The 14,990-nt window shown below is 62.5% G+C and carries 12 protein-coding genes; 9 read left to right on the top strand and 3 right to left on the bottom strand.

The window, feature by feature from the left end; genetic code table 11:
* Nucleotides 1-16 precede the first annotated feature (16 nt).
* The 3 genes from KUV49_RS17285 (at nucleotide 17) to KUV49_RS17275 (ending at nucleotide 5,415) form a co-directional block, all read left to right on the top strand.
* Complete coding sequence (locus KUV49_RS17285; RefSeq protein WP_222452221.1) at nucleotides 17-2,782, top strand: [protein-PII] uridylyltransferase; 2,766 nt, start codon at nucleotides 17-19, stop codon at nucleotides 2,780-2,782.
* A 468-nt stretch (nucleotides 2,783-3,250) separates the two neighbouring features.
* On the top strand, nucleotides 3,251-4,582 hold the full coding sequence (locus tag KUV49_RS17280; RefSeq protein WP_222452220.1) for a hypothetical protein: 1,332 nt from the start codon (nucleotides 3,251-3,253) through the stop codon (nucleotides 4,580-4,582).
* A 380-nt stretch (nucleotides 4,583-4,962) separates the two neighbouring features.
* Nucleotides 4,963-5,415 (top strand): GNAT family N-acetyltransferase, encoded by a 453-nt coding sequence (locus tag KUV49_RS17275; protein ID WP_222452219.1) that lies wholly within the window; start codon nucleotides 4,963-4,965, stop codon nucleotides 5,413-5,415.
* Between the two features lie 73 nt (nucleotides 5,416-5,488).
* Here KUV49_RS17275 and KUV49_RS17270 read toward each other — a convergent pair whose 3' ends face one another.
* Complete coding sequence (locus KUV49_RS17270; RefSeq protein ID WP_315901779.1) at nucleotides 5,489-6,031, bottom strand: adenylate kinase; 543 nt, start codon at nucleotides 6,029-6,031, stop codon at nucleotides 5,489-5,491.
* Nucleotides 6,032-6,329: 298 nt separating this feature from the next.
* On the opposite strand from KUV49_RS17270, the gene KUV49_RS17265 reads away from it, so the two are divergent.
* The 3 genes from KUV49_RS17265 to KUV49_RS17255 are packed head-to-tail and all read left to right on the top strand — an operon-like array spanning nucleotide 6,330 to nucleotide 7,844.
* A complete protein-coding gene (locus tag KUV49_RS17265) occupies nucleotides 6,330-7,019 on the top strand; it encodes a glutathione S-transferase family protein (protein ID WP_315899559.1) in 690 nt (229 codons plus the stop codon).
* The gene (locus KUV49_RS17260; RefSeq protein WP_222452218.1) at nucleotides 7,012-7,368 is read left to right on the top strand and encodes an ArsR/SmtB family transcription factor; all 357 of its coding nucleotides are present in this window, start codon (nucleotides 7,012-7,014) and stop codon (nucleotides 7,366-7,368) included. Before KUV49_RS17265 ends, KUV49_RS17260 begins: the two co-directional genes overlap by 8 nt.
* Nucleotides 7,365-7,844 (top strand): SRPBCC family protein, encoded by a 480-nt coding sequence (locus KUV49_RS17255; RefSeq protein ID WP_222452217.1) that lies wholly within the window; start codon nucleotides 7,365-7,367, stop codon nucleotides 7,842-7,844. The genes KUV49_RS17260 and KUV49_RS17255 overlap by 4 nt, the downstream gene beginning before the upstream one ends.
* Before the next feature lie 715 nt (nucleotides 7,845-8,559).
* Here the strand turns inward: KUV49_RS17255 and KUV49_RS17250 are convergent.
* Entirely contained in the window at nucleotides 8,560-10,638 is a 2,079-nt protein-coding gene (locus KUV49_RS17250; protein WP_222452216.1) for an NAD(P)-binding protein, read from the bottom strand.
* A gap of 309 nt (nucleotides 10,639-10,947) precedes the next feature.
* On the opposite strand from KUV49_RS17250, the gene murJ reads away from it, so the two are divergent.
* Nucleotides 10,948-12,486 carry a murein biosynthesis integral membrane protein MurJ gene (gene murJ / locus KUV49_RS17245; protein WP_222452215.1) on the top strand — a complete coding sequence of 513 codons (1,539 nt, stop codon included), beginning with the start codon at nucleotides 10,948-10,950 and terminating at the stop codon, nucleotides 12,484-12,486.
* Here the strand turns inward: murJ and KUV49_RS17240 are convergent.
* On the bottom strand, nucleotides 12,483-13,181 hold the full coding sequence (locus tag KUV49_RS17240) for a rhomboid family intramembrane serine protease (RefSeq protein WP_222452214.1): 699 nt from the start codon (nucleotides 13,179-13,181) through the stop codon (nucleotides 12,483-12,485). The two genes, murJ and KUV49_RS17240, sit on opposite strands and share 4 nt — an antisense overlap.
* A gap of 74 nt (nucleotides 13,182-13,255) precedes the next feature.
* Between KUV49_RS17240 and trpS the strand changes: the two genes are divergently transcribed.
* Nucleotides 13,256-14,275 (top strand): tryptophan--tRNA ligase, encoded by a 1,020-nt coding sequence (trpS, locus tag KUV49_RS17235; protein ID WP_222452899.1) that lies wholly within the window; start codon nucleotides 13,256-13,258, stop codon nucleotides 14,273-14,275.
* A gap of 183 nt (nucleotides 14,276-14,458) precedes the next feature.
* The gene (locus KUV49_RS17230) at nucleotides 14,459-14,944 is read left to right on the top strand and encodes a VOC family protein (RefSeq protein ID WP_222452213.1); all 486 of its coding nucleotides are present in this window, start codon (nucleotides 14,459-14,461) and stop codon (nucleotides 14,942-14,944) included.
* Nucleotides 14,945-14,990 lie beyond the last annotated feature (46 nt).

Genomic DNA, 14,990 nt, shown 5'->3' with positions numbered 1-14,990 from the left:
GCGCACGGCCCAGGTCATGAAGGACACGCTGACGCCGCCGGACGCGCTGATCTGTCCGGCAGAGGTCATTTTCGACCAGGACGCCGTGCTCGCGCGGATCGAGGCCGCGCGCGACGCCGACCCGTCCGACGCCGCCGCCCTGCGCCGCGAGGCGGTCGCCGCCACGCGTGACGCCATGACCTCGGGCTACGCGGCCATCGCCGAGGCCCTGCGCCAGACGCCGTTCGCGGCGCGCGAGGCAACCCGCGCCTATACCTGGCTGACCGATTGCGCCGTGATGACCGCCCTGCAGGTGGCCAGCCGCCACCTGCACCCCCTGCCCAACCCCACCGAATCCGAACGCCTGACGGTGTTCGCCGTGGGCGGCTATGGCCGGGGCGAAATGGCCCCCTTCTCGGACGTGGACCTGCTCTTTCTCACGCCCTACAAGATCACCCCCTGGGCCGAGAGCGTGATCGAAAGCACGCTCTACATGCTGTGGGACCTCAAGCTGAAGGTCGGCCACGCCAGCCGCACGATCCGCGAATGCATCCGCCTCGGCACCGAGGATTTCACCATCCGCACCGCGCTCCTGGAAAAGCGCCTGCTCTACGGCGACGACAGGCTCGCGGCCGATCTCGACCACCGCCTGCGCAACGACCTCTTCAAGGGGTCCGAACGCGAATTCGTCGAGGCCAAGCTGGAAGAGCGCGACGCCCGGCACGAGAAGCAGGGCGAGCGCTACATGGTCGAGCCCAACGTCAAGGAGGGCAAGGGCGGCCTGCGCGACCTGCAATCGCTGTTCTGGATTTCCAAGTACCTCTACCATGTCGACGACGTGTCCGATCTCGTCGGGCACGGCCTCTTCATGGAGGACGAGTTCGAGACCTTCCTGAAGGCCGAGAACTTTCTCTGGGCCACCCGCTGCCACCTGCACCTCGTCACGGGCCGCGCGACCGAACAGCTGACCTTCGACCTCCAGGTCGAGGTGGCCGAACGCATGGGCTACAAGGATCGCGCCGGGCGCCGCGCGGTCGAGGTCTTCATGCAGGAGTATTTCCGCCACGCCACCGCCGTCGGCGACCTGACCCGCATCTTCCTGACCAAGCTGGAAGCGGCGCACGTGAAATCCGAGCCTCTCCTGCAACGCCTCTTCACCCGCAAGCGCAAGCTCAAACACGGCTATAAAGAGGTCCACGGCCGCCTGGCCATCCTGGATGAGGCGGAGTTCCTGTCGGACCCGCTCAACCTGCTGCGCGTGTTCGAGGAAGGCCTGCGCACCGGCCTGCTGATCCACCCCGACGCGATGCGGCTGGTGACGGCCAATCTCGACCTCATCACCGAAAGCTTCCGCGAAAGCCCCGAGGCCCGCAAGCTCTTCCTCGGCCTGCTTCTGAAGCACGGCAATCCCGAACGCGCGCTGCGCCGCATGAACGAGCTTGGCGTACTGTCCGCCATCATCCCCGAATTCGAGCCGATCCGCGCCATGATGCAGTTCAACATGTATCACAGCTACACGGTGGACGAGCACACGATCCAGTGCATCAGCCAGCTGTCGAAGATCGAGCGCAAGGAACTGACCGAGGACCTGCCCATCGCGTCGTCCATCCTGAAAGAGGGCGTGAACCGCAAGGTGCTCTATGTCGCCATGCTCCTGCACGACATCGGCAAGGGCCGGGACGAGGATCACTCGATCCTCGGCGCCCAGATCGCCCGCCGCGTCGCCCCCCGGCTGGGGCTGAAGCCGAAAGAGGTCGACACGGTGGAGTGGCTGGTGCGCTATCACCTGCTGATGTCCGACATGGCCCAGAAACGCGACATCGCCGACCCGCGCACCGTGCGCGACTTCGCCAAGGCCGTGCAGACCCGCGAGCGGCTCGATTTGCTGTGCGTCCTGACCGTCTGCGACATCCGCGGCGTCGGGCCGAACACCTGGAACAACTGGAAGGCCTCGCTCATCCGCGCGCTCTACCGCCAGACCCGCCGCGCCATGGAAGGCGGGCTCGAGGCGCTCAACCGCGAACAGCGCGGCACCGACGCCAAGCGCAACCTGCGCGAGGCGCTCACCGACTGGGACGCCAGGGACCTCAAGACCGAGCTGGAACGCCACTACCCGCCCTACTGGCAGGGCCTGCACGTCACCGCGCACCAGGATTTCGCCCTGCTGCTGCGCGACATCTCGGAAAACGAGGTGCGCATCCAGCTGACCCCGGACGAGGACCGCGACGCCACCCGCGTCTGCTTTGCGCTGGCCGATCACCCGGGCATCTTCAGCCGCATGTGCGGCGCGCTGGCGCTGGTGGGCGCCAACGTCGTGGACGCGCGCACCTATACCACCAAGGACGGCTATGCCACCGCGGCCTTCTGGATCCAGGATGCCGAGGGCAGCCCCTACGAGGCCGACCGCCTGCCGCGCCTGACGCAGATGATCCACAAGACGCTGCGGGGCGAGGTCGTCGCCCGCGACGCCATGCAGTCGCGCGACAAGATCAAGAAACGCGAACGCGCCTTCCGCGTGCCCACGCATATCACCTTCGACAACGAAGGCTCGGAAATCTACACGATCATCGAGGTCGACACCCGCGACCGCCCCGGCCTGCTCTACGACCTGACGCGCACGCTCAGCAACGGCAACGTCTACATCAACTCCGCCGTCATCGCGACCTACGGCGAACAGGTGGTCGACACGTTCTACGTCAAGGACATGTTCGGCCTGAAATTCCACTCCCCGGCCAAGCAGCGGGCGCTGGAACGCAAGCTGCGCCAGGCGATCTCGGAAGGGGTGGAGCAGGCGATCAGCTGACGCGCGGCAAGCTGCACCTTTATCCCGCGCGGGGCGTTTCCCGTGGGGTCGAAGCCGGCTTTCGCTGCCACCGCGCAAAGGTCAGCTTTGCAGATACGGCAATGTCAAAAACGGTGGGTTCAGGCAGAGCCGGAAACGGTTGAGTTTTGGCCGCTGACGGCTCCGAACCGGACCTTCACTGCGCGACCTGCAAAGGGCAGCCATGCGGGACGGAGTTGCCGGTCGCATCTTCGGAACCAACGTTTGCTCTTATGCCGCGTTTTCCAGACTCGTTTAGGTGTCAGGGATTGCCCCCGGTCTAGTTGACGGATGCCTAGGCACCCGTCAATATCTGCTCAGCTCACTCGGACCGCCCCTTCGGATCAGCGTCGTATGTTGCTTCTCAGTAGATTCAAATCCACTTTAATCTTGCTGGTTTCCACGACAAGAAACTTGGCGACTACTCTATACTCGAAAGTTAAGGAGAACTTGCTGAAATCCAGCGCAGCGGCAATTTCGGCGATATTGGTTGCCGTTGCTACTTTTGCCTTCGAACCATTAAATGTCAGAGTCATCGATCCTAGCGTTTCTTGGCTATCTAACCGGCTGTGGCCGATCGAAGTGCTCTCTGACGACGAAGCCTACAAAATTGCGCGGATGTTCGTTGGTCAGAATGCTATGGAGGCAATTCCATTCCGAAACGCGAATGATCCCAACCACTTCATCCTAGTTTGGTCGTCGGATGTTGATTGCGGCTCTTCGGACGCAGATGATTGTCGCCATGGATATGGTTCAGTTTATGCCGAACTACTAGTTGGCAGTGACGATTGGTACCAGCGATTTCAGACGCAGGTTCCGGCTCTTCCCGGGCATGTTCCATCAACGGCAATTCGAGGAGACTTGCGGATTGCAGCGACAGGAATTGTTGATTGGAATGGGGATGGGAAGATGGAAATATTTGCTATTGCGGACCAAGATGCGTTTACGTCAGCCCAGCACACATATTTTGTTCACCTTTATGACACCGATACGCACACCGTTGAAAAGATGTCGTTTGTTACAAACCGATTTGGTGTGATTAGTTCTATTTACGAAGGAACCAACCAGGCTTTAAGGTCATGGTTTACTGACAGGTTCAACGAATTCCTCGAACTCGCGTACTTCGGTGTTGTGTGTGGCCGTAGTAATGTGGGGGAACTCAGCTGCGAAAGGATGCTAGAACAAAAAGATCAAGCGGATGTTATAGACATTTGGTCATTAAGGGCAGATGGCGTTCAGAGCTGGATCCTCAAAAATGGCGGGAATTTCACGGTTGGGCCGCTTAACCTTACCTATCAAAATGTACCTAACGGGGTAGATGTTTTCGATCAAGCATGTGTGTTGCGCAGGAACAATATTCTTTATCTAAATTATTTTAAAGGAGCTCTGGCGATATACAATGAAGATACGCGGCAGTTTGCAACACTTTATGTGCAAGACGGTGCACATCATAGGGAAATTCCCAGTGTCGTCTTGGGCAAGGATTATCTTTGGCTTGGACTGGCACATCTCAATGATTTGCTCGTAATCGATCTCAATTCGTACGAAGCAATTCCTGTATCGGTTCCGTCCTGGATAGATGGCATCCCAGGAGAATGGGGAGAGGGTCTTACCCTTGCCGGAGAAGCCAAGGAAAAAGGGGAAAGCACCAAGGAGTTGCAGGCTTATATATATCTGCACGACGGATCGCTTCACTACAATGGCGGCAACCTAGATCTTTCCGGGTTTCTGAGGAATACGGAGAGCGAGTTCGTCGAAGCTCAAATGTGTCCAGATTATTGATCGTTGGAACATTTTCGGGCTTCACAGAACTAAAGCGGACATTCGCTCAAACCACCGATGTATTCTTTTGGCCTCTTTACACCCATTCGCTGCGGGGCGCCTGAACGGCCTGTGTCGGACAGAAACTCCTCGCCAGAACCGCCCGGTCAGAAACGTTGGCTTCCGCCGGTGACAGTAACGGTTGGGCTTTGGCACATCCTGCGGTGGGGAGAAGATCCGCAACGAGTCCTCTGCCGTCATTGAAGCTGGTGGCGGGCCGGCTTATGTTCGGCCCGCCACAGACGGAGATTTATGCACAGAGGCTTCGATTGACCCGCATGTAGCGGCATCGCTCGGCACATGGATGCCGACCCTTTTTGCATGATTTCCGTGGAGTTCTCATGAAGAATGTAAACGTGGTGATCCGGCCCTTTGACGCGGCAACGGATCTGGAAAGACTGTCGACCATCTGGTTCGAAGCCTCGCTGAAGGCGCACCCCTTCATCGGGGAAGAAAGGCTGACCGAACAGCGCAAGCTGATCGAGGAGGTGTATCTGCCGAAGGCGGAGACTTCGGTGGCCTGCCTTGACGGAGAAGCTGTTGGCTTCATCAGCCTTCTGGACTGTTTCATAGGCGGGATATTCATCGCGCCGGACTGGCAAGGTCACGGTATCGGGCGCACGCTTGTCGCCGATGCCCTGGCCCGGAAAGGCGAACTCACCCTCGAAGTCTATACCGAGAATGAACAGGCCGTCCGCTTTTACAGGAGGCTGGGATTTCACGAGGTGTCCCGGCGCGCGGTCGATGATTTCGGCTTCCCATTCCCGAATGCGGCACTCCGTATCAAGTCCTGAGACCAGGTCTGGCAGGGCCATTCCCTGCCAGACCACAGTCGCGACGGTCGGGATCGAGCCCTTCGTGGCCCTTTCAGAGCCGCTCCAGCGCGGTCGTGACCGTCTTGGCCAACACGTCAGCAGGCTCCGTGCCGTCAAGCCTCAGAACCGGAGCGGTTTGTGCTTCGAGCCAGCGTTCATGCTGCGCGAGATTGCGTCCCGTGAACGAGGGGTCGTCATAGCGAGAGGCCCAGTCACGGAATGCCAGATGGCCGTCATGCATGTCGCCACCCGGCAGAATACGATCCCCGTGTCTTTGAGCCTCCCGGCGCTCCAGACGTCGCAGCCGTATCGCGGTCGGTGTATACAGGAAGGCGATGATCTCGACATGCTCGATCAGGATATCCCCCCACCCCATGAACGAGCCTGACAGAACCCAGCCCTCCGTCCGGGATTGCCGCTGTCGGATCAAGCGGACCCGATCAGCTGGCGGGCGCTTTGTCGTGAACGGTGGGTCTGTCGGCATCCAATAGAAGTCGTCCACGTCCAGCACGGGAACGCCCATCTGCGCCGACAGTGTCGCCCCGAGCGTCGAGACGCCCGAGCATGATGCTCCGATCACGTATATTCTTGGCACGTCAGTCCCGCCGTCAACATTCAAAACCAAGAGGGCCATAACGGCGCGCGTCACCGTCTTCAATGTCCGCTTCGTCCGCTCACCGGACACAAATCCCCGGACAGACCCCATGCGCCAGGAACGGTGGTTTGCGCCGGGGCCAGAAACGGCCGAGTTCTGGCACATCCTGCGGTGGGGGGGAAGGTCCGCCACGTGGCGCAGCGAATGCCCAAAGGTTTCCGTCTCCGGAAACCATTTGTTGCGTGCCTGAACCGATCATGTTAGTTTCCAATCAGGGAAACCATTGACTGGAAACACCGTGACGTTGAAGCTCTACTCTCACCCGCTGGCATCGTTCTGCCACAAGGTTCTCATCGCATTTTATGAGGCGGAGACTCCGTTTGAGCCTTTGATGGTGGACCTCGGCGATCCTGGTGACCACGCACGGTTCCTCGACCTTTGGCCGGTCGGAAAGATGCCCGTTCTTCGGGACGAGGGCCGGAACGAAACCATACCCGAAGCGTCGATCATCATCGAGTACCTGGACCAGAACTATCCCGGAGTGCAGACGATGCTGCCTGCCGATCCGGCGACCTGTCTCCGGGCCCGCCTGTGGGATCGCTTCTTCGATCTTTATGTCCAGGAACCGATGCAGAAGATCGTATTCGACTCTTTCCGGCCCGAAGACCGGAAGGACAAGACAGGCGTCGAGGCGGCCGAGCAGCGGTTGATGCAAGCCTACGAGATGGTGGAAAATCACATGAAGGACCGCACATGGGCGGCAGGTGACGATTTCAGTATCGCCGAATGTTCCGCCGCGCCCGCACTTTTCTTCGCGGGAATCATCGTACCGTTCAAATCCGACCAATCCGCATTACGCGGATATTTCGAACGGCTGGTCGATCGCCCGTCCTTCAGGCGCGTGCTGGTCGAAGCCCGGCCATACTTCGACAATTTCCCGTTCCGTGACAGGATCCCGCAGCAGTTCCTGACGGTCAAAGATGCCTGACATCACTCCAGGACCTGATGACCCGGCGCTTGACGCACTCTTCCATGCTCTGTCGGATCCAAGGAGGCGTGACATGGTTGCGCGCCTCTCTCGTGATCCGATGTCAGTGAAAGAACTCGCCGAGCCACTTGGTATGCGTCTCCCCTCAGCGGTGAAACACCTGGCGGTGCTCGAGTCCGGCGGACTTGTCGTTTCCGAGAAAGAAGGGCGGGTCAGAACGTACCGAATGAAGACCGAAGCGTTCGACCGCGTGCGCCGCTGGATCGAGCAGCGTGAAATCGAGCTGAGCGCAGCCTTCGACAGGCTGGAACAGGCAATTTCCGATTTCCCTGAGGACCAGGATAAATGACACGAACCCAGCCTGTTGAACACACGGTTTTCACAATCGAGCGCAAGCTCGCCACGACCCCGCGGCACGCGTTCCGGTTCTGGTCCGAGGCCGAACTCAAGGATCGATGGAATAGCTGCCACCCGGACTGGGCGGTTCTGGAGGACACCTTCGATTTTCGTGTCGGAGGTACTGACCGGAAGCACTGGCGGACAAGCGACGGACAGGATCAAACCTTCGCGGCCTACTATCTCGACATCGTTCCCGCGCAACGGATCATCTATGCCTACGAGATGAGTTTTGCCGGTGCGAGACTGTCTGCTTCGTTGGTTACAATCCTCCTGACACCTTCAGGCGATAAGACCCTGATGCGTTACACCGAACAGGTTGCAATTCTCGATGGGGGCGTGGATGCACGCCAGCAAAGGCTGCTTGGAACCGAGCAAGGGATCGACAGATTGGTCGGCATTATCGAGGCGGACAACTCGGCGCCGTAACTGCCTGCGTTCGAAACGGACATAAACCCCTTGCCAGAACCTGTGCGCCAAAATCGGTGGTTTGCGCCGGTGACAGAAACGCTTGAGTTTTGGCACATCCTGCGGTGCGGAGAAGGTCCGGAACGAACCCTTGTGAGACATTGGGTTCGAGCACCCAGCCGGTTAACAGCCGCGAAGCGGCCCGGCCATCGTCAGCCCCTCCCTCGGGCTGGCGATTTGGCTGAGGCTGGGCGCAACGATCATTTCGAGGACGTGTTTGGCAGGCATGAAGTGCGTCATGATTGCCGTCGGATCGCCACCCCAGGGGCTGACAATTGCCTCCGTCGTGAATGGCAGCAAGGTCCCACCAAGCGGACATACCCCCCCTGACAGAACCTTCGCGCCAAAAACGGTCGTTTTTGTCACTTTCCGCGAAGCAACCGGAAGCATTGATAAATCTTGTGCCACAAACCCTTGCCAAAACTCAGTATGCTTTTGTCACGTTTCTGGCCGCAGCCCGAAGAGCGGACATTGGTGCAAGCTGCAGCGCCGGCAAGTCGGACCTGAAGCCGACAATCGCCGCGCTTGTTGAGAAGGACCGGACTGGACCCAAAGCAGTCATTGCGCCGCAACTCCGCCGCAGGGTCCTGCGGGCACCATTTCCTGCGCAGGAAATGACCGTGAAAATACGTATTTTCACGCCCAGAATTCTCCAAAGTTCCGGCCCGCACCGGCTTCACCTCTCCGGCGACAGATCCACCCGCTCGCCCCGCCGCGGCGGATCGACCTGCGCGCCCGTGACCGTTCGGGCAAAGGCGTGCCCGGCATGGACCGCCGCCGCGATCGTGCCCGGGCAATAGCAATCCCCGATCCGCGTCACCGCCTTGATCCCCGCCGCGCCCCAGTCCGCCTCGTGCTCCTTCAGGTTGCTCCACAGCGCGTCATTGGGCACCCGCGACGTGACCGGCACCAGCGTGGCGCAGGGGATCTGCCGCCGAGCGTCGGAATAGATGCAGGCCAGCTCCAGCGTGCTGCCGTCGCCATCGGCGACCTTGTGCAGCGGCACGATCGTCACGCCCAGCTGGATCAGCCGGGCCTGGATACGGGCCTGCTCCAGCGTGTTCTCGGTCCAGGGCGCCACGATGGGCGATGGCGTCACGAAGACCACCTCGCGCCCGGTCTGCACGGCAAGCTCGGCCAGGATGTTGCCCAGGTAATACCCCTCGTCGTCAAAGATCACGATCGGCCCCGTTCCTTCGTCCTGCTCGAACCCGCCCTGCATCGCGCTTTCGGGCGACAGCACCGGCAAGGCCCCGAACGCCGCGACCGGCAGGCGGTGCGTCCGCCCCACCCCGTCCATCCGCCAGCTTGCCCCGGTGGCCAGCACCACCTGCCCGATGCCATACTCCAGGATATCCGACGAACTCAGCCGGCTTTGCAGGTAGAGATCGGCCGCATCTTTCTGCTGCAACTGCCACAGCCGCCAGTCGCGCACCCGGCCCCATTCGGCCAGCCCCGGCAGCGCGCTCTCGATGGCCACGCGCCCGCCCCAGGCGTCGCTCGCCTCGGCCAGCACCACCTCGTGGCCCGCCGCGACCAGCCCGCGCGCCGCCTCCATCCCCGAAGGCCCGCCGCCCACGATCAGGAAACGCTCTGTCGCCACCTTGTCGCCGGTCATCACCTCCGGATGCCAGCCGCGCCGCCATTCCTCGCCCACCGTCGGGTTCTGGGTACAGCGCATCGGCATCAAGAGCTGATCGCCCGAGACGCAGATATTGCACCCGATGCACTCGCGGATCTCTTCCAGCCGGCCTTCCTCGATCTTCTTCGGCAGGAACGGGTCGGCAATCGACGGCCGCGCCGCGCCGATCAGGTCCAGGTGCCCCGATTTCACCAGCCGCACCATCGTGTCGGGCGAGGTATAGCGCCCCACGCCCACCACCGGCTTGGTCGTCACCGATTTGACGAAAGCGGTGTAAGGCTCCTGGAACCCTTCCTTGGCAAAGCGCGAGGTCTGGCTGTCATTCGACCAGTCCGAGATGTTGACGTCCCACAGGTCCGGCTCCTCGGCCAGCGCTTCGATGATGTCGCGCCCCTCGACCTCGTGGCGCAGCCCCGCCTCGCCCATCAACTCGTCCACCGCCAGCCGTACGGCAATGGCGCAACTGTCGCCCACCGCGTCGCGCGTATCGGCCAGCACCTCGCGGAACAGCCGCAGCCGGTTCTCGAAACTGCCGCCGTATTCATCCGTCCGGTGGTTGTGGCGTGCCAGCAGGAAATGCATGAGCAGCGTCATGTCGTGACCCGCATAGACATAGATGATGTCGAACCCCGCCCGCTTGGCCCGCTTCGCCGCGTCCACATGCCAGCCCCGGAACGCCTTGATGTCGGCCTTGTCCATGCCCCGCGCCTGCCACGGATCGCCCCAGTCGCTGGGCGTGGGCGACGGCGCCAGGATCGGCTGGCGCGAATAGCGCCCGGTCGCGTGATGCCCGTTATGTGCCAGCTGGATCGCCGCAAGGCTGCCATGCGCCTGAACGCTCTCGGCCATCAACCGCAGCGCCGGAATGTCCCCGTCGTCCCACAGCCGCCCCTCGTTCGCGGGCGTAAGGTCGGAACTGGGATGGATCTCGGTCTCCTGGGTCGACACCACGCCCCAGCCTCCCTCGGCCTTGACCGCCCGGTGCGCCGCCTCGGCCTGCGGATAGCGAAAGCCCATGCCGGTGCAATGCGGCACTTGGTAAAAGCGGTTGCGCGTGGTCTTGGGTCCGATCCGCACCGGCTCGAACAGGATGTCATAGGGCGAGGTCGTCATGGCGGCACCTTCCGGTCTGGGTGGGGTTGCCCGGCACGCTATCACCCTCCTCGCCGGACGCCAGAGCCGAATATCCGGCAAACGCGCCGTGCGGCCCGGTCACGAACGCGCGCGTCCCCGACACGCGAAAAGTCCACCGACGCGATACCACTCGGATACCGACGCGATACCGACGTGCCAAAAACGGCTGAATATGGCCGTTAATCCCCGATTCGCAGGGCACAGCTCCCCTGCACCGCAGACCGGCCTTCCCACGCTCCCGGCAATCGGCTAATGCTCTTGAAAACAAGGCAGACGCAGGCACCGCACATGAAACCCATCCGCCTTCTCTCCGGCGTCCTGACCGTGGGCGTCTGGACCCTGGCCAGCCGGATCCTGGGCTTCGTGCGCGACGTCATCATCGCCAACCTCATCGGCCCCGGTGTGCTGATGGACGCCTACGTGGCCGCCTTCCGCCTGCCCAACATGTTCCGCCGCTTCTTCGCCGAGGGCGCGTTCAACGCCGCCTTCGTGCCGATGTTCTCCAGGCGGCTCGAGGCCGACGAGGACCCCATCGGCTTTGCCCGCCTGGCGCTCTCGGGCCTCAGCTTCGTGCTGCTGATCCTGACCGCGCTGGCGATGATCTTCATGCCCGCGCTGGTCTATGCCACGGCCGAGGGCTATTACGGCGATCCGCGCTTCGACATCACCGTCGACTATGCGCGAGTCACCTTTCCCTATATTTTCTTCATCTCGCTCGCGGCCCTGTTTTCCGGGGTTCTCAACGCCGCCGGACGCTTCGCCGCCGCCGCCGCCGCGCCCGTCATCCTGAACGTTCTGCTGGTCGGCGCGATGATGATCACGCACTCCATGGGCGGCCCGGTCGCCGACGCGCTGATCTGGACGATCCCCTTTGCCGGCGTGGCGCAACTGGTGCTGGTCTGGATCGCCGCCGACCGTGCCGGGATGCGCATCCGCCCCACCCGCCCCCGCTGGACACCCGAGATGTCAAAGCTGGTGCGCGTCGCCGTCCCCGCGGCCCTGGCGGGCGGCGTGGTGCAGATCAACCTGGTGGTGGGCCAGCTCGTCGCCTCGAACACCGAAAGCGCCGTCAGCTGGCTCTACGCCGCCGACCGCCTCTACCAGTTGCCGCTGGGGGTCGTGGGCATCGCCGTCGGCATCGTCCTGCTGCCCGACCTGTCGCGCCGCCTGAAGGCCGAGGATCACGAGGGCGCCCGCCACGCCTATTCCCGCGCCGCCGAGATCTCGCTGGCGTTGACCGTGCCCTGCGCCGTGGCGCTGATGGTGATCCCCCTGCCGCTGGTGTCGGTGCTGTTCGAGCGTGGCAAGTTCGACGCCGACGACACCGCCGCGACGGCGCTCGCGGTGATGATATACGGCCTCGGCCTGCCCGCCTTCGTGCTGCAAAAGGTGCTGCAACCGCTCTTCTTCGCCCGTTCTGACACCAAAAAGCCATTCCATTACGCCGTTGTCGCGATGGTGGTGAACGCCGCGCTGGCCGTTGGTCTGGCGCAACTGGTCGGCTGGTGGGCCGCAGCCATCGCCGCCACGGCGGCGGGCTGGGCCATGGTTTGGCTCCTGGTGCGCGGCGCACGAAGCTATGGCGAGGTCGCCCGGTTCGACGACCGCTTCCGCCGCCGCATCTGGCGCATCCTGCTGGCGTCGGTCCTGCTGGGCGTGATCCTGTGGGGCCTGCAAGTGCTGATGACGCCGTTCTTCGGCCTGGGCGGCTGGCGCTGGCTCGCGCTTCTGGTGCTGATCGGCCTTGGCAGCGTCAGCTATTTCGGCCTCGGCCAGCTTCTGGGCGCGTTCCGCCTGTCGGATTTCCGCAAGACGGTTCGCCGTTAACGGCGCTGCAGCTTCTGCCGCAACCGCCTCATCCCGCCGGGCAGCAGAAGAAAAGACAAAAAGAACCCGCCAACAAAGCCGCCGATATCGGCCACCCATGTGAAATTGTTGCCGTAGAGCAGCCCGAAGATCAGTTGCAGGCCCAAGAGAACGCCGATCATCACGAAGGCCCGCATCTGGTTTTCACCCATCGCGCCCAGTTGCAGCCAGACAAGGCAGGTAAAGCCCCCGATCAGGCCATAGACGCCGGGGAAACCCCCTATTAACCCCGGCCCGTCAGGATAGATCAGGCCAAAGACCAGCGCGCCGAAGACGGATGAGGCGAAAAATAAAATCGCCACCGCCCACCCGGCCATGCGCTCGGCCACGAATTTGCCGATGGCCAGCGTCATGACGATGGCGAAAACCGCCTGCAACAGGCTGGCATGGACGAACGGATAGGTGACGAAGCGGATTAGATAATCAATCCTTAACTGACCGGCCTCCAGCATCCAGGTCATCGCGCGGTTGGAAAAGCCGAACTGCTGGATCGTGGAGATTCGCCAGCCGATCGCCTCGGGCCCGCCCGCCAGCCCGCGCGCACCCAGCTGGAACACCGCCTCGGCGGCGGCCATGGCGGCGACGATGGCCAGCACCAGCGGCGGGATCGGGTTGACCGGGCTGTCGCCGGGGCCTGTGGCTCGGGGATCGGACATCGGTGTGGCCTCCTTGACGGCTGTTGACCGCAGCAGTAAGCGAGGCGGACACGAATTTCCAGACGGAGTCCGCCATGGCCGAGGCCAGCTTCACCCCCCGCGTCTTTTCCGGCATCCAGCCGTCGGGCGGCCTGACGCTGGGCAATTACCTGGGCGCGCTCAAGCGTTTCGCCGACAGCCAGAACAGCGGCGTCGAGTCGATCTTCTGCATGGTCGACATGCATGCCATCACCGTCTGGCAGGACCCTGCCGCCCTGCGCCACGCCACGCGCGAGCTGACCGCCGGCTTCATCGCCTCGGGCGTCGATCCGGCGCGGTCGATCCTCTTCAACCAAAGCCAGGTCTCGGCCCATGCCGAACTGGCCTGGATCTTCAACTGCGTCGCTCGCATGGGCTGGATGAAGCGGATGACCCAGTGGAAGGACAAGGCCGGCAAGAACCAGGAAAACGCCTCCCTGGGCCTGTTTGCGTACCCCGCACTGATGGCCGCCGACATCCTGGCCTACCACGCCACCCATGTGCCCGTGGGCGAGGATCAGAAGCAGCACCTGGAACTGACGCGGGATATCGCGATCAAGTTCAACAACGATTTCGAGGTCGATTTCTTCCCCATCACCGAGCCGGTGATCGAAGGCGCCGCGACCCGGGTGATGAGCCTGCGCGACGGGTCCAAGAAGATGTCGAAATCCGATCCCTCGGACATGTCCCGGATCAACCTCACCGACGATGCCGACACGATCTCGAAAAAGATCCGCAAGGCCAAGACCGACCCCGAACCGCTGCCCTCGGACGCCGAAGGGCTGGAGGACCGCCCCGAGGCCCGCAACCTGGTGAACATCTACGCCGCGCTCAACGACCAGAGCGTGGATCAGGTGATGCGCGATGTGGGCGGGCAGCAGTTCGGCACGTTCAAGCCCGCCCTGGCCGACCTGGCAGTGGCCAAGCTGGCGCCCATTTCCGACGAGATGGCCCGGCTGATGCAGGACACCGCCGAGATCGACCGCATCCTGTCGGACGGCGCCGGCAAGGCCCGCGAGATCGCCGCGCCCATACTCAAACGCACCAAGGAAATCGTCGGCATGGTCGGCGCCTGACCCGATCGAGTGGCTGCGCCACGCTCGATTTGCAGGAATGAGGGGCGCTGCCCCTCAAACTCCCCGGAGTACTTGCAGCAAGAAAAAGCCTCTGCATTTTCGCACGATCTCTGCGGCAGCGTGTAGAATTGCGCGATACGTTCAACCAGCCCATTTCTGGCTCAAGCAGGAAAGGGTCAAATCATGGCATTCACAACGCATCCCGAAACCCGTATCGGCCACGTGCACCTGCGCGTGTCGGACCTGGAACGTGCGATCTCCTTCTATTCCGGCGTTCTGGGCTTCGAACTTCAACAGCGCTTCGGGACCGAGGCCGCGTTCCTGTCGGCGGGCGGCTATCACCATCACATCGGTCTGAATACGTGGGACAGCAAAGGCGGCACGCCGCCCCCGCCCGGGCATACGGGGCTATACCACACGGCCTTCCTCTATCCCGACCGCACGGCGCTGGCGCAGGTTCTGAAACGCGTCCTGAAGGCCGGCATCCCGCTGGAGGGCGCGGCCGACCACGGGGTCAGCGAGGCGGTCTACCTGTCGGACCCCGATGGCAACGGGGTCGAGCTTTACCGCGATCGCGCGCCCGAAGACTGGCCGCGCGATGCCCAGGGCAATCTCAAGATGGTCAACAGCCGGCTGGACGTGGAAGCCCTGCTGGCCGAAGCCGGCTGACCCCTCTGGACCCTTCGCGCCGCGCGGCTTAGGGTCCGCGCCGAAA

This window comes from Roseovarius atlanticus (assembly GCF_019802205.1).
GTDB lineage: Bacteria > Pseudomonadota > Alphaproteobacteria > Rhodobacterales > Rhodobacteraceae > Roseovarius > Roseovarius atlanticus_A.
The sequence above is the reverse complement of the archived record's forward strand: the minus strand, read 5'-3'. Positions and strand labels throughout refer to the sequence as shown.

Excerpts from the sequence above, each read along its gene's own strand:
- KUV49_RS17285 (WP_222452221.1), top strand. The coding sequence starts at position 17 with ATGAAGGACACGCTGACGCCGCCGGACGCGCTGATCTGTCCGGCAGAG.
- KUV49_RS17275 (WP_222452219.1), top strand. The coding sequence starts at position 4,963 with ATGAAGAATGTAAACGTGGTGATCCGGCCCTTTGACGCGGCAACGGAT.
- KUV49_RS17260 (WP_222452218.1), top strand. The coding sequence starts at position 7,012 with ATGCCTGACATCACTCCAGGACCTGATGACCCGGCGCTTGACGCACTC.
- KUV49_RS17255 (WP_222452217.1), top strand. The coding sequence starts at position 7,365 with ATGACACGAACCCAGCCTGTTGAACACACGGTTTTCACAATCGAGCGC.
- KUV49_RS17250 (WP_222452216.1), bottom strand. The coding sequence starts at position 10,638 with ATGACGACCTCGCCCTATGACATCCTGTTCGAGCCGGTGCGGATCGGA.
- murJ (WP_222452215.1), top strand. The coding sequence starts at position 10,948 with ATGAAACCCATCCGCCTTCTCTCCGGCGTCCTGACCGTGGGCGTCTGG.
- KUV49_RS17240 (WP_222452214.1), bottom strand. The coding sequence starts at position 13,181 with ATGTCCGATCCCCGAGCCACAGGCCCCGGCGACAGCCCGGTCAACCCG.
- trpS (WP_222452899.1), top strand. The coding sequence starts at position 13,256 with ATGGCCGAGGCCAGCTTCACCCCCCGCGTCTTTTCCGGCATCCAGCCG.
- KUV49_RS17230 (WP_222452213.1), top strand. The coding sequence starts at position 14,459 with ATGGCATTCACAACGCATCCCGAAACCCGTATCGGCCACGTGCACCTG.